Origin of the sequence: Clostridioides sp. ZZV15-6388, from assembly GCF_020657755.1 — a bacterium.
GTDB lineage: Bacteria > Bacillota > Clostridia > Peptostreptococcales > Peptostreptococcaceae > Clostridioides.
In genome coordinates this window covers 72,602-87,887 of the sequence record NZ_JAGWCU010000007.1, presented here as the reverse complement: position 1 = coordinate 87,887, position 15,286 = coordinate 72,602, and the positions used below count along the sequence as shown (strand labels likewise).

Annotated in this window: 13 protein-coding genes; 9 read left to right on the top strand and 4 right to left on the bottom strand. The window is 27.8% G+C overall.

Annotation, left to right across the window (positions count from 1 at the left end):
• Positions 1-144: 144 nt before the first annotated feature.
• Positions 145-1,008 (top strand): conserved phage C-terminal domain-containing protein, encoded by an 864-nt coding sequence (locus KGF48_RS06585; protein ID WP_227841361.1) that lies wholly within the window; start codon positions 145-147, stop codon positions 1,006-1,008.
• A 259-nt stretch (positions 1,009-1,267) separates the two neighbouring features.
• Here the strand turns inward: KGF48_RS06585 and KGF48_RS06580 are convergent, their stop codons facing one another.
• Positions 1,268-2,962: a cell wall-binding repeat-containing protein gene (locus KGF48_RS06580; RefSeq protein ID WP_227867846.1), complete on the bottom strand. Its 1,695-nt coding sequence runs from the start codon at positions 2,960-2,962 to the stop codon at positions 1,268-1,270.
• Positions 2,963-3,075: 113 nt separating this feature from the next.
• Complete coding sequence (locus KGF48_RS20615) at positions 3,076-3,288, bottom strand: winged helix-turn-helix transcriptional regulator (RefSeq protein WP_413894788.1); 213 nt, start codon at positions 3,286-3,288, stop codon at positions 3,076-3,078.
• A gap of 133 nt (positions 3,289-3,421) precedes the next feature.
• On the opposite strand from KGF48_RS20615, the gene KGF48_RS06570 reads away from it, so the two are divergent.
• From KGF48_RS06570 to KGF48_RS06560, 3 genes are all read left to right on the top strand, one after another.
• Positions 3,422-4,543, top strand: a complete 1,122-nt coding sequence (locus KGF48_RS06570; protein ID WP_227867845.1) for an aldo/keto reductase — start codon at positions 3,422-3,424, stop codon at positions 4,541-4,543.
• A gap of 162 nt (positions 4,544-4,705) precedes the next feature.
• Positions 4,706-5,122, top strand: a complete 417-nt coding sequence (locus KGF48_RS06565; protein WP_227828373.1) for a MerR family transcriptional regulator — start codon at positions 4,706-4,708, stop codon at positions 5,120-5,122.
• Positions 5,115-5,654 (top strand): flavodoxin family protein, encoded by a 540-nt coding sequence (locus tag KGF48_RS06560; protein WP_227841359.1) that lies wholly within the window; start codon positions 5,115-5,117, stop codon positions 5,652-5,654. Before KGF48_RS06565 ends, KGF48_RS06560 begins: the two co-directional genes overlap by 8 nt.
• A 203-nt stretch (positions 5,655-5,857) precedes the next feature.
• On the opposite strand, the gene KGF48_RS20255 is transcribed toward KGF48_RS06560, so the two are convergent.
• Complete coding sequence (locus KGF48_RS20255; protein WP_255642490.1) at positions 5,858-5,992, bottom strand: hypothetical protein; 135 nt, start codon at positions 5,990-5,992, stop codon at positions 5,858-5,860.
• A gap of 472 nt (positions 5,993-6,464) precedes the next feature.
• Between KGF48_RS20255 and KGF48_RS06555 the strand changes: the two genes are divergently transcribed.
• The 3 genes from KGF48_RS06555 (at position 6,465) to KGF48_RS06545 (ending at position 10,858) form a co-directional block, all read left to right on the top strand.
• A complete protein-coding gene (locus KGF48_RS06555; protein ID WP_227867844.1) occupies positions 6,465-7,811 on the top strand; it encodes a glycoside hydrolase family 55 protein in 1,347 nt (448 codons plus the stop codon).
• A 25-nt stretch (positions 7,812-7,836) separates the two neighbouring features.
• Positions 7,837-9,303, top strand: coding sequence for a glycoside hydrolase family 55 protein (locus KGF48_RS06550; protein ID WP_227841384.1), 1,467 nt, complete (start codon positions 7,837-7,839; stop codon positions 9,301-9,303).
• A 145-nt stretch (positions 9,304-9,448) separates the two neighbouring features.
• Entirely contained in the window at positions 9,449-10,858 is a 1,410-nt protein-coding gene (locus KGF48_RS06545) for a glycoside hydrolase family 55 protein (RefSeq protein ID WP_227841385.1), read from the top strand.
• A gap of 86 nt (positions 10,859-10,944) precedes the next feature.
• Here the strand turns inward: KGF48_RS06545 and KGF48_RS06540 are convergent, their stop codons facing one another.
• The gene (locus KGF48_RS06540) at positions 10,945-12,072 is read right to left on the bottom strand and encodes a Fic family protein (RefSeq protein ID WP_227841386.1); all 1,128 of its coding nucleotides are present in this window, start codon (positions 12,070-12,072) and stop codon (positions 10,945-10,947) included.
• Between the two features lie 356 nt (positions 12,073-12,428).
• Between KGF48_RS06540 and KGF48_RS06535 the strand changes: the two genes are divergently transcribed.
• Both KGF48_RS06535 and KGF48_RS06530 read left to right on the top strand, forming a co-directional pair.
• Positions 12,429-13,775 (top strand): glycoside hydrolase family 55 protein, encoded by a 1,347-nt coding sequence (locus tag KGF48_RS06535; RefSeq protein ID WP_227867843.1) that lies wholly within the window; start codon positions 12,429-12,431, stop codon positions 13,773-13,775.
• Positions 13,776-13,800: 25 nt separating this feature from the next.
• Complete coding sequence (locus tag KGF48_RS06530; protein WP_227839627.1) at positions 13,801-15,264, top strand: glycoside hydrolase family 55 protein; 1,464 nt, start codon at positions 13,801-13,803, stop codon at positions 15,262-15,264.
• Positions 15,265-15,286 lie beyond the last annotated feature (22 nt).

Genomic DNA, 15,286 nt, shown 5'->3' with positions numbered 1-15,286 from the left:
CATCTATTAACATAATGCCTTTAAAACTTTAAAATGAAAAATATAGAAGAATGATTTTTAATAAAATATAATCATCTAATAAATTATTAAGAAATACAAAAATATTTACAAACAACTATTTATTTGAATTGGGGGAATAAGAATATGAACAATGGTTTTTATCAATTAAATTCAGCAGTATTATATTTTAACGAGCGAAGTGATGTAAATAAAATAAGGTTTAATCACTATATAATGAGAAAAGAAAATATACAAAGATTAAAGGGAACTTTACCAAGGGGACAGTTTCAGATGACCGTAAGAAAGGCTGCATCTGACCTTGATTTATCAATATCTACAATAAGTAGGCTTGTAAATGAGTTTATAGATTTAGGAATATTGAGACTAATAAGTCGAGGAGTGAAGGGAAATTGTTGCTCTGTATATAGTTATATATGTTCTGAAAGTAGTGATACAGGTGTAATAAAGAAACGTAGAAGTTTTTTTGAAGATATCTTGGAAAATATTAATGAAACAAATAATAGTAGCCAAAAGGTATCAAAATATGAATATAAGTATAAGAAAGATAAAGTCAGTGATACCAATATGTACAGTTATATGGATAAAGAGTATAGACCATGGGGTTATGACCCAGAACTTCATACTGTAGATGAAACAGAAGATGTAACAAAGAAAAAAGAATTATTAAAAAAAAATTTAAAAAAAGAGTTATTAAAAAAGAATTCCAAGAAAAATACTGATGTGGAAGAGGATGACTATTATATAGAAAGTATTTATGAAAATATTATAAAAAAATTAAATAAAGAATCAGGGGAAAGTTTTAGGTTTGATTCAGAAACAGCCAACAAACTTATAGCTGAAAGAAGAAAAGAAGGTCATAGATTAGAAGATTTTTATAAAGTTATAGAATCAAGAGTTAAGAACTGGAAGGATACTCCTATGCTAGTGGATATAAAACCAGAGACTTTGTTTGGTCAAGAATTCAAGACTTATTTAAATGAAAAGTGATTATAATGGTGAAGAGATATACTAGAATAGATATTACAAAAAATCTAAAATTCAGATATAGTTTATGTTCAGATATGTTATATGTATAGAAAATAGGATTGTTAGTATTAAATAGAATTGTTAATATTAAATAGGATTCTTAGTGTTATTGATAATAAAAAATATTACTGGAATTTTTAAAATTCCAGTAATATAAAATTTAAATTCCAGTAATATAAAATAAGAAACTTTTTATAAACTGTATAATTAGAACCATATACTATATTGTATCAACTTCATATTCTAATATTTTTCCAGTGATTGCACTGATTGTTATATCATATTCGTTGCTTCCTTTTGTTATTTCGCCTTCATATTCTTTATCATCTTCATCGTATTCAAATTTTACTATTTTACCACCAGGTACTTTATTTAGCATTATTGACTTAGCTTTTTCAATGCTAATTATAGAGTTATTGTTATTAGCATTAGAATCGCTATTATTTTGATTATTATCAGAATCATCATAATCATTATTATCAGAGTCATCATAATCATTATCATCAGAATCGTCATCCATATCAATATCTATAATTCTTCCATCAAATGCATTTATCTCTATTTCATATGTTTTATTATCTTTTACAACTTTAGCCTCATATTCATTATCGTCAGCATCATATTTACAGTACATTAAATTACCATTAGGAATAGCATCTAGGATTATAGATTTAGCTTTATCTAAAGATATATTTTTTACATTTAAGTTATCGTTATTTATATCATCATCTTTTTCAATTTCTATTATTTTACCAGAGTATGCATCTATTTCTACTTCATATACAATATTATCCTTTATAACCTTACTGTCGTATTTGTTATCATCTTGGTCGTAGTAACAAACTAAAACATTACTTCCTGGAACAGCTTGCTTTAATATTTCTTTAGCTTCAATTAAAGATATTTTTTTAGTTTTATTTCTTATATCGACATCTTTTAGTTTTAAGATATCCTCAAAGGCTTTTTGGTTATCACCTCCGCCAACTTGTGTTACTTCTTTTATGTCTTTATTTTTAATAAAATCTTTTTGGCTGTTTGCAAGAGTACCATTAGATATTATTACAGGAGAATTTTCTTTGGCTGCCAATACTCCTATTGATAATGCGTCTACTAGTGCATTTTCTTTGTTCATACCATCTTTAGTAACAAATACATTTTTTATGCTTTTGTTTTTATAAAATTGCTCAATAATTTTGGCATTAGTATTGTTTCTATCTGAACCACTGATTCTCTCTTTATTTGGATATTTTTTTACTGTATTGTCTGATAAAATCTTATTTCCTCCAACTATATAAGATTTTTTTATAGACCTATTATTTAAGAAATTTATACTGCTATTATTGCTGTTTTCCTCAGATACTAGTATTATAGGCATATTATGTATTGCTGATGGAGAAGCTATGCTAACTGCATCAGATAACCCCTTTAATCCATTTACAACTGCTACATTTTCTACTTTTTTTATCTTATCTATTTCTTTAAGTACATTTGTAGACATTTCATAGATATTATTTCCTACTATTTTATTTACTTTTATGTTAAGTGATTTTATTTCATTTTCTACTTTATTGGATATACTATTTCCACTGTCCACTATATATACATTATCTACGCCAAGTCTTTTAAGTTCAGTTTTAGTTGAACTTTCTATGCTATTATTATTTACTAAAAGTATAGGAGCATTTTTTAATTTAGCAAAAGGATTTGAACAAAGTGCGCTTTGAATAGAGTTACCATTGACTATAATTGCTGTTTTTGATTGAACCCACCCTACTTTACTCACTTCTACAGCCGTTTCATATCTTGTTTTACCTATTAATCTTTCTTGTTTTGTTAAGTTGTTTGCAAATATTACTGAAGAGCTAGAAAAAAACATCATACCTGCCACTAATATAGCTAAGTTTTTCTTATTCATATTTTTTACCTCACAATCCTTATATTTTCTTATTTAGTATGAACTAGTAAAATATAATCTTAAAATCAAGTTACTATTAAATGTAACATTTTAAAAATAACAGATAAGATTATTCAATATAAAGTTTTTATTTTCTTATTTAACATTGTATCATAAATACTTGGGAAAATGTTTCTAACCTTGAATATATGTAAATCGATTACTTTTATCATTTGATAAATAGGTTTTGCCCATTGTTTCATATGTTCTAAAACAGGTAAAAAGCTTATTCCTAAATCTGTTAGGGAATATTCTACTTTAGGTGAAATTTCTTGATAAATTTTCATAGTATTTAATTAAAAAATAAAAAAACTATTGACTTGAAGTTAACTCTAAGTAGTAAAGTATAATTATAGAAAGTTTATAAGTATTTAAAAGAACAAGTTAAAGTAGAGAATACTTAAAGGGGGAAGCAGGACAATGGAACAAAAAAAATTAGGATTTGGATTAATGCGTTTACCAGTAAAAGATGAAAATGATGCTACAAGTATTGCTATGGATTACTTAAATAAGATGGTTGATACTTTTTTAGAGAGAGGATTTACATATTTTGATACAGCATATGTATACCATATGGGTAAAAGTGAAATAGCACTTAGAGAATCTCTAGTAAAGAGACATAAAAGAGAAAGTTTTACTGTAGCTACAAAACTACCACTAATGGCTTTGAAAGCAAAAGAAGAGCAGGAGTCTATTTTTAATGAACAGTTAGAAAAATGTGGTGTAGATTATTTTGATTATTATCTTTTACATAATATAGGTGTATCACATTATGAGGTAGCCAAGAAATTTGACAGCTTTAAGTTTATTGAAGAAAAGAAAAAAGAAGGAAAAATAAAAAATATTGGTTTTTCTTTTCATGATAGTGCAGAACTATTAGACAAAGTATTGAATGAACATCCAGAAGTAGATTTTGTTCAGTTACAGATTAACTATTTGGATTGGGATAATGAAAGCATACAATCTAGAAAATGTTATGAAGTAGCAACAAAACACAATAAACCTGTTATCGTTATGGAACCAGTAAAAGGTGGTACACTAGCAAAAATACCAGAAAGAGCCGAAAAATTATTTAATGATTACAATCCAGATATGTCAGTGCCATCATGGGCAATTCGTTTTGCAGCAAGTAAAGATAATGTCATGATGGTTTTAAGTGGAATGTCAAATATGGAACAACTATTAGATAACACAGGATATATGCAAAATTTTGAACCATTTGTACAGAAAGAATATGATGTTATAGATGAAGCAGTAGAAATTATAAATGAAGCAATTGCAGTTCCATGTACTGCTTGCCAATATTGTGTAGAAGGATGTCCAAAAAATATTGCTATTCCAAACTATTTTGCTTTATATAATGCAGAAAAGCAAGCTCTTAATACTGGATTTTCAACACAAATGGTTTACTATAATAACTACACTAAAACTTATGGAAAAGCGTCAGATTGTATTGGATGTAAACAGTGTGAAAAAAATTGTCCACAACACATTAAAATTGTAGACTCTTTAAAGAATGTAGCAGAAATTTTTGAAAAATAATTGTTACCATAAAATAATTAATGTTATACGGAAAAATTGAAGTTAATGAAATATAAGTAAAATAATTAATGATATATAGAAAAGTTGAAATTGATGAAATGTCAGTCAAACTGTTTAATCGAATTTTAAATTATACACTATCAAGAAAGGAGGAGGATTTGTGTGACAATTTCAGAAGTGAGTAAAAAATACGAACTTTCAGCAGATACTTTACGATATTATGAACGAATTGGCTTAATACCACCTGTAAGTAGAAACAAAAGTGGAATTAGGTCTTTTACAGAAAAAGATTGTGAGTGGGTTAATTTCATCAAATGTATGAGAAGTGCAGGGCTTTCCATTGAGACATTGATTGAGTATGTAACTATGTTTCAAAAAGGGAATGAAACTATAAAAGCGAGAAAAGACCTTTTAATAGAACAACGAAATCAGCTTTCTAGAAGAATAGAAGATATGCAGAAAACTTTAGAACGATTAAATAGTAAGATTGATGGATATGAGGATAAAGTTATTGAAAAAGAAAAAACATTAAAGAATAATAGTGAGAGTCAAAGAACGGAGGTATTGTCTTATGAATAAAAGTGTACTTGTACTATCTGCAAGCCCTAGAAAAGGTGGGAATTCTGATTTACTATGTGACCAATTTATGCAAGGGGCATTGGAATCTAAAAATAAAGTAGAAAAAATATTTTTGAAAGATAAGGAAGTTAATTATTGTGTAGGATGCGGAGTCTGTTATGAGAAAGGTGGAAGTTGCCCACAAAAAGATGACATGGAAGAAATTCTTGAAAAAATGATTAAAGCAGATGTTATTGTTTTGGCAACTCCAGTTTATTTTTATACTATGAATGCACAAATGAAAACTATGATTGATAGAACTTGTTCGAGATACACTGAAATTTCTGGAAAAGAGTTTTATTTCATTGTTGCCGCAGCAGACAATAGTGAGCAAGCTATGGAAAGAACCTTAGAAGGATTCAGAGGATTCACATCATGTCTAAACGGCGCTAAGGAAAAGGGTATAGTATATGGTGTAGGGGCTTGGCATGTAGGTGATATTAAGGGAAGTGAGGCAATGAAACAGGCATATGAAATGGGTAAGTCAGTGTAGGTAAGAGGTATTTTTAGGAGCGTTAGATTCTCTAAATTTTATTGATTGAGTGACTCTAGAACAATCTAGATAAAATAAATAGTAGACTAAAAGTATTCTACCATTTAGAGGCTGTAAGTAGATTTGTGTAAAACAAATTTACTTACAGTTTTTTGTTGTATATAATTGCTAGATTTGAAAATTAGTTTTTCATCCAAGTTAATTTATATAATATCATTTTGAGTTGTATCAAGTCTGTAATCAGTCACATCAAGCTTATTGTCAATTATATCAAGTCTGTTGCTAATTTTAATACTATTATCTAATTTTAATAATATTTCTAAAGATTTTCTATCCATAACATTAGTACTCATATTTTATTATCATATCATAAATAGAAGTACTAACTTTTAATAAACTAACTAATAATTTTATAAAATAAGTAAATTATAAATGATTTATAAACTAAATATAAATAAAATATGGACAAAATACAAACAATTTATAAACAAATCAACTACTGATAAGATGAATTTTAATGCTAGTATAGGAGTTACAGGAAATGTGTGACTATGAGAAGATAAAATCTATCAGCTTATTTGGCATACAATATTGAATCTATTTAGTATATTTTATATGATTTCACAGATTAATTTTTTAGTAGTAATAAGACTAAAAAGAACAGCTCTATTAATTAGCAAAAATAAAGTATTCTAATGATAACGATTATCTCAAATGTCATAAACAAATATAGATTTATTATGATTATAGTAAAAATACACTTCTTCCTGTATATACAAATAATTTAAATTTTAAAAGGAGGAATTAATCATGGCAATTGAAACTAAAACTCCAGACTGGGTTAATGTGCTGGAACTAAATAGCAAAATAGACATTACTGGAAAATCTGATGTAAGTGATATGATACAAGATATTGTTTCTGATGAATCACTAAAAGATTCTGTTATATATTTTCCAAACGGTGACTATTTATTTGAAAAAGGTATTAAGATTAGCCAACAAGTAACACTTCAAGGAAATTCTTATTATGGAGGCGATGTTCCAGAATTAAGTGAAAGTGAAGACAATAAAAAACCATTTATAGGAGCAACGAATTTTATAACTAGAGGCATTTCTAATATGAGTATTGTTACATTGACAGAGACAAATCAAACTATAAAAAATATTAACTTTTACTATGATAATCGTGAAATAAAAAATGAATTACCTAAAGATGTATCTGCTATAACAGAAGGTAAAGGAGTACAAGGTCTATCACATTTTGAACATCTATATATTTCTGGATTTTCGGGAACAGGAATTGAAATTCCACTTTATGCAACTGGTAATGATATTACTGTTACCTCATGTGGTCTTGGTATAAAACTTGGAGAAAAATCTATGCTTTCTAGTAGTAAGATTCATAAATGTAAAAATGGAATGGAAATTACAACTGGTGTCAGCTTAAACAATGTAAAAATAGAAGATATTCAAGAAGTAGGTATTAATAATAAAGGGCTTGGTTTCAATCTTATGATGAATCTTGCAGTTGATAAATGTGGATACTGCGGATTTATGTTTGGAAAAATGTCTCATAGCCAGATAACTGCAAGATTTACTAACTGTAGTCAATATTATAAAAACGTTGACTATGATACTTATAAAAATCTTCCAGATAAAAAAGAAGAAGCTTATTCTATACTTTATGGAGACACTTTAGACAACTGCAATATTGTATTGATGAATAATAATGTTGATACTCTAGAAAATGGTCTAGAGCGTAAGATACATGTAATCAAAGCGAATGAAACAACTAATGTAACTCTAGAATGTGATGCTGAAGCTGATAGCTTTATACAATGTGCAAAAGGTAACTTGCTATTAGAAAATGGTAGAAATACTTATAAGTTTTATGATGGTGAGATTTGTTCTGTAGGCAGAGTTCAAGTTTCTGATGTAAATCAAGGTGATTTACTTAAGATAATTGACAATACACTTTATGTAGATGATGGTGGAAAAGATTTAGTAGTTCCTAAACTACAGAAGAATTCTGTTATATCTTCAATATTAGATTCAGAAGAAGAGATAAGTAAATTGCATAGTGGAACATGGGAACAAATTGGTGTAAAAACACTTAATGGAGAGCCTATGTATTATTATAAAAAAATAAATGATTAGTTTCAAAATGAGGAGGTAGTGAATTATGGGAGAACCTATAATAATTAAAGAAACAGATGGATGGATTAATGTTTTAAATTATGGAGTTTGTAATGAGGAAAAAGAAGATGTAAGTTCTAGGGTGCAAGAAATTATAAATGCTGCACCAGAAGACTCTATTATATATTTTCCAAGAGGTAAGTACTTATTTACAAGTGGTATAGAGATTAACAAACGATTAACACTATGTGGAGATGCATATTTTAGGTCAAATAATCCAGATAATGATTATTTTTTTTCAGGAACAACACAATTTTCTGGTAAATTTGATAAAGAAGATGAAGCAAATGGTACAATGGAAAGTTTTACAATGATAACGGTAAAGGGAGTAAAGCATTGTATTAAAAGTATTTCTTTTCAATCAGATAACTGCAAGAATGCGGAGTCACCTGATGTACCTCCTGCAAATGGAGAACCAGGATTTCATCATGAAATAATATTCAAAAGTGAACACAAAGGGAAATGTATATCAGCAATTGTATGTGAAAATGTATCAGAAGGGCCTGGTCATTATGAAAATGTAGACTTTGGTGGTTTTGGTGAAATTGCACTTAAGATGCCTAATAATTCCACAGTAAATGATATTACTGTTTTTTCGTGTAATCGTGGAATTAGTACAGGAGAAAATTCAATAATTACTAATGGAAAGACTTGGGGATGTGATTATGGAATGGAGATTTCTACAGGAACTTTTATTAATGGTATGAGAGTAGAAGAAGTTGGTAAGGTTGGTATTGATAATGTTGGTGAGGGCTCAAACTTGGTTACAGATATTACAATTGACCAATGTGGATATTGCGGATTTAAGTTTGATTCGATGTCTAATACACACATATCAGCAAATATCTTAAGATGTGGACAATACTATTTTAACTTTAGCTATGATGACTACTTAAAGCTAGATAATAGAGTTAATGAAGCATATTCTTTATTTTATGGGAATTCAATAGAGTCAAGTAATATAACAATCTCAAATAGTAATGTAGATTATTGGGATGATAAAGGGAAAGATAAATTTAATGAAGGAAAAGGGGATCTAAGATATAGTCCGCATAAGGTATACCTTATAAAAGCTCTTGAAACCAATAATATGTTATTAAGATGCCCTGTAGATGCTACTGACATGGTTGTTGAGTTAGAAAAAGGAAACCTAATATACAATAATAAAAAACAAACTGTTATATTTTATAATGGAAAAATAAGTAGTATCAATGGAGTTGATATATCTGAAGAAGAGCATAATGGCAAAATTATGATAAAAAAAGGTGAGATGTATATAAATAGTGATGATAAAGATATTAAAATGTATACTCCACAGATAAATGATATTATGACAACAGGAAATGAAAGTAGCGATACAGTTGCTCAGTATTATGGTGGAAAATGGGAGAAAATTGCTGAAAAAGTAGAGTTTGGAATGGCGGTAAGATATCATAAAATGATAGAAAAATAAGCAAATGTATGGTATTTAAACTAGCACGTTACTAGTAGTCTAGTTGTTATAGTATAGTTAAATTTATAACTATAAAAAATTCATCTAATACCAAAAATACATAATATTTTGGTATTGAGTAAATAAGAAAGGAATAAATAATATTATGGAAGAAATTAAAAATGAAATAACAATTAACATATTAGAAAAAAATCCTAAGATCAAAAACGATGGTTCAGAAGATGTGGGACCTTTCATACAGGAAGTTATTGATAAGCTACCATTTAAGTCTTGTATTTTATATTTCCCAAAAGGTAAATACTTATTTAAAACTGGTATCACAATTGATAAAGAAATTACATTATTAGGAGATTCTGATGCATCAACATCTGCTACAGAATTTATAACACGAGGAGTTCCTAATATGAGTATTATTACATTAAAAAAAATGAAACAATGTATTAAAAATATAAGTTTTTATTCTGACAGCTGTGAGATGATTGTTCATGATGAACCCCCAACAAAAGGAAATCCACATTATCATTATGAAATGCTCATTAAGACAAATGAGAATAATGAAGAAATGAAGGGTGTGTCAGCAATTACAACTGATGGTTTGGCTAATGTTCACAGAGGTCTTGGTCATTATGAAAATCTTTATATAAGTGGTTTCTCAGGCATAGGAATTCAGATACCATATTATGCAATTTCAAATGACATTACAGTTACCTCTTGTGGGTTAGGTATTGATACAGGTATCGATGCAATTATTTCTAACAGCAGAATATATAAATGTAAAAATGGAATGAGAATTATGACTGGAACTAGTATAAATAGTGTAAGAATTGAAAAGATACAACAAGTTGGTCTTAGAAGTAGCCAAATTGAGGGTCTTGAGGCATTTGGTAGTTACAAAATCGATAATATTACAATTGATCAATGTGGGCATTGTGGTTTTCTATTTGGTGCAATAAGAGATACTTATATATCTGGAATTATAAGAAGATGTGGGCAACGTTATTATAATACAGATTATGATACTTATTTAAAGATAAAAGAGGAAAAAGTAGGAGCATATTCTTTACTTTCTGGAAACTATTTTACTAATTGCCATTTTAATCTAATTAGTGATAATAAAGATAACTGGGATGATGGTTTAGAATATAAGCATAAAGTTTATGTATTTGAAACTCTTCAAATACCAAATTCTACACTGAAATGTAGCATAGATGCTTATGATTATATAGTAAAATCAGTAGACGGAGGTGGAAATTTAAGGTTACAAAATAACTCTAATGATTATATATTTATTGACTCATCTATTCCAGAAATTATTAATGGAATTAATTCAGTGGACTATCGCAAAAACGAAAATTTATTCCTATTACAAAATGGTATGTTTAGTTTTAAAGATGGCAATAATCGAAAAAATATATTTAGACCTTGTCCGGGTCTTGTTGTTAAATCAACAGATTCAGATATTTCTAAGATAAAATCTACCTATGGAGGAGAATGGATAAAAGTTGGCTCTGAACCTATTGGAAAAGAAACTGTAAATTATTATAAATTATTATAAGTACTTTATTCAAAGTAAATTATATAAAGAAATGAATCCTTATAACAGGATTCATTTCTTTATGTAAAATATTTTATAATAAACTTTTAATCTATATCAAGCATTTTTAAGTACTTCTCATTAACTTTATATACATCCTTTTCTCTAGATAAAATCTCTATCTCTTCAAGATTATTAAACACTTCCATCAACTGGTCAACTAATTCGATTTCCTTTATTCCAGCCTTTAAGTATCTACTTTTATTCTTTTTAATATAGTTTTCTAATGTCATAGAATAGTTATCTTTATTACAAATATATTTTAATATATGTTCTTCTGTTGATGATAGAGTAATATCATTTTCAAATAACTCCTCTTTCAACACACTCTCTAAAGACTTTCTATCATGCATGTTACGCATTTCATTTATAGATTGTATTATAGACTTTAACATAAACTCTATAAATATAGTTAAATTATATCCCTTATTCTCTACATCAAGTATAGCCTTATAATACTTAGTTCTATTTTTAGATATTATATATGATATTGAAAACTCTTTAAAAGTATCATATCCTTTATTAATTAAATACAAGTAAGACAATGCTCTTGAAGTTCTCCCATTTCCATCACTAAATGGATGAACATATACAAAATAGAAGTGAATTATCGCACTTTTAATTAAATCACTAATTTTGCTATTTTCCATAAAATCTATTAATTTACCCATAAAGTCATATATCTTCAAAGAATCAAGCCCTGTATGTATAATCTTACCTTTTGAATCACATACATATACTTTTTCAGTTCTATACTCGTACTCTTCTGAATCTAAGCAGTTTTCACCCAATATATGATGTAAGTCATATATAAATTTGTGACTATACAATTTATCTAAGTTATCTAATCCATATTCTAAGGCTCTATGATTATTGTAAATCATATACTCACTTTTATTACTTGGTTTCATCTTTCCTCTAATTATAGATTTTGCAATCTTTCTAGTTGAAAAAGCACCCTCTATTACACTAGAATAATAAGACTCCAGTGCCAAGTCATTTTTATCTTCTATTACTTTAAATATCTTACTTGATGTTAATTTATTTGTTTCATTTATTAAATTTAATATATTCTCAGTCTCATGATAGTATAGTTTCTTATTATCAAAACTATTTAGAGGAAGTACAATTTTATTTCCTGTAGAGTATTTATTTTTGTATTCTTCTATTGTCACTTTAATCACCACCTTAGATTATCTTTATCTATTAATATTAACAAAAACTATTGGTTTTTACACTATTTTATATATTATAATTTTATTTCTGTTAATTATTATTCCATCTATAATCAATTCAAATCTTCCTAGAAGCATAAATTATTTATTTATAAACAATTTATAAACAATTTATAAACAAATCGACTATTAATACAGTGTTTTATTATAGTAACATAGAAATTGTAGGAAGGATATTATTATCATAAAGATTATCTCTGAGATTATAAAGATAAACAGATTTACTCTAATTATAGTAAAAATATATTTATTCCTACAAATATAAATAACTTAAATTTTAAAAGGAGGAATTAATCATGGCAATTGAAACTAAAACTCCAGACTGGGTTAATGTGCTGGAGCTAAACAGTAAAATAGACATTACTGGAAAATCTGATGTAAGTGATATGATACAAGATATTGTTTCTGATGAATCACTAAAAGATTCTGTTATATATTTTCCAAACGGTGACTATTTATTTGAAAAAGGTATTAAGATTAGACAACAAATAACACTTCAAGGAAATTCTTATTATGGAGGCGATGTTCCAGAATTAAGTGAAAGTGAAGACAATAAAAAGCCATTCATAGGAGCAACAAACTTTATAACTAGAGGCGTTTCTAATATGAGTATCATTACATTGACAGAGACAAATCAAACTATAAAAAATATTAACTTTTACTATGATAATCGTGAAATAAAAAATGAATTACCTAAAGATGTATCTGCTATAACAGAAGGTAAAGGAGTACAAGGTTTATCACATTTTGAACATCTATATATTTCTGGATTTTCGGGAACAGGAATTGAAATTCCACTTTATGCAACTGGTAATGATATTACTGTTACCTCATGTGGTCTTGGTATAAAACTTGGAGAAAAATCTATGCTTTCTAGTAGTAAGATTTATGGATGTGAAAATGGAATGGAAATTACAACTGGTGTCAGCTTAAACAATATAAGAATAGAAGATATCAGGGAAGTAGGTATTAATAATAAAGGACTTGGTTTCAATCTTATGATGAATCTTGCAGTTGATAAATGTGGATACTGCGGATTTATGTTTGAAAAAATGTCTCATAGCCAGATAACTGCAAGATTTACTAACTGTAGTCAATATTATAAAAATGTTGATTATGATACTTATAAAAATCTTCCAGATAAAAAAGAAGAAGCTTATTCTATACTTTATGGAGATACTTTAGACAACTGCAATATTGTATTGATGAATAATAATGTTGATACTCTAGAAAATGGTCTAGAGCGTAAGATACATGTAATCAAAGCGAATGAAACAACTAATGTAACTCTAGAATGTGATGCTGAGGCTGACAATTTTATACAATGTGCAAAAGGTAACTTATTATTAGAAAATGGTAGAAATACTTATAAGTTCTATGATGGCGAGGTTTGTTCTGTAGGTGGAGTTCAGATTTCTGATACAAATCAAGGCAATTTACTTAAGATAGTTGACAATACACTTTATGTAGATGATGGTGGAAAAGATTTAGTAGTTCCTAAACTACAGAAGAATTCTGTTATATCGTCAATATTAGATTCAGAAGAAGAAATAAGTAAATTGCATAGTGGGACATGGGAACAAATTGGTGTAAAAACACTTAATGGAGAACCTATGTACTATTATAAAAAAATAAATGATTAGTTTTAAAATGAGGAGGTAGTGAATTATGGGAGAACCTATAATAATTAAAGAAACAGATGGAAGGATTAATGTTTTAGATTATGGAGTTTTTAATGATGAAACAAAAGATGTAAGTTCTAGGGTGCAAGAAATTATAAATGCTGCACCAGAAGACTCTATTATATATTTTCCAGAAGGGAAGTACTTATTTACAAGTGGTATAGAGATTAACAAACGATTAACACTATGTGGAGATGCATATTTTAGGTCAAATACTCCAAATAATGAATTTTTTTATTCAGGAACAACACAATTTTCTGGTAAATTTGATAAAAAAGAGGTAGAAGATGGCACAATGGAAAGTTTTACAATGATAACTGTAAAGGGAGTAAAGCATTGTATTAAAAGTATTTCTTTCCAATCAAATAACTGCGATAGTGTGGAGGTATCTGAAAAAGATGATGCACCTCCACCAAATGGTGAACCAGGATTTCATCATAAGCTAGAATTCACACACGAAGGAAAATATATATCAGCAATTGTATGTGATGATGTATCAGAAGGGTCTGGCCATTATGAAAATGTAGACTTTGGTGGTTTCGGTGGAACTGCACTTAAGATATCTAATAATTCTACAGTAAACGATATTACTGTTTTTTCATGTAATCATGGTATTAGTACAGGAGAAAATTCAATAATTACTAATGGAAAGGCTTGGGGATGTGATTATGGAATGGAAATTTCTACAGGAACTTTTATTAATGGTATGAGAGTAGAAGAAGTTGGTAGAGTTGCTATTGACAATATTGGTAAAGGGTTAAACTTTGTTACAAATGTTACAATTGACCAATGTGGATATTGTGGATTTAAGTTTGATTCAATATCTAATACTCAAATATCAGGAAATATCTCAAGATGTGGGCAATTCTATTTTAATTTTAATTATGATGATTATTTAAAGTTAGACAATAGAGTTAAGGAAGCATATTCTTTATTTTATGGAAATTCAATGGAGTCAACCAATATAACAATCTCAAATGATAATGGAGATTATTGGAATGATAAGGGATCTCAGATAATTGATAAGGATGGAAATACGAAATTTAAGAAACATAAGATATACATTATAAATGCGCTTGAAACCAAGAATGTATTATTAAGATGTCCTGTAGATGCTACTGATATGGTTGTTGAGTCAGAAAAAGGAAACCTAATATACAATAATAAAGAACAAACTGTTATATTTTATAATGGAAAAATAGGTAGTATTAATGGAATTGGTATGTCTGAAGAAGATCATAATGATAAAATAAAGATAAAAAATTATGATATATATATAAATGATAATATTAAGATGTATAGACCACAGGTAAATGATATTATATCAACATCAGTTAGTGATATCAATTCAGTTTCTGGGCAATATAAAGTAAAATTGGAAAGAATTAGTCAAAACAAGATATTTGAAACACCTATATACTATTATAAAGTGATAGAGAAGATGGTATAGATATTAGTTTTAATAAGTTTTA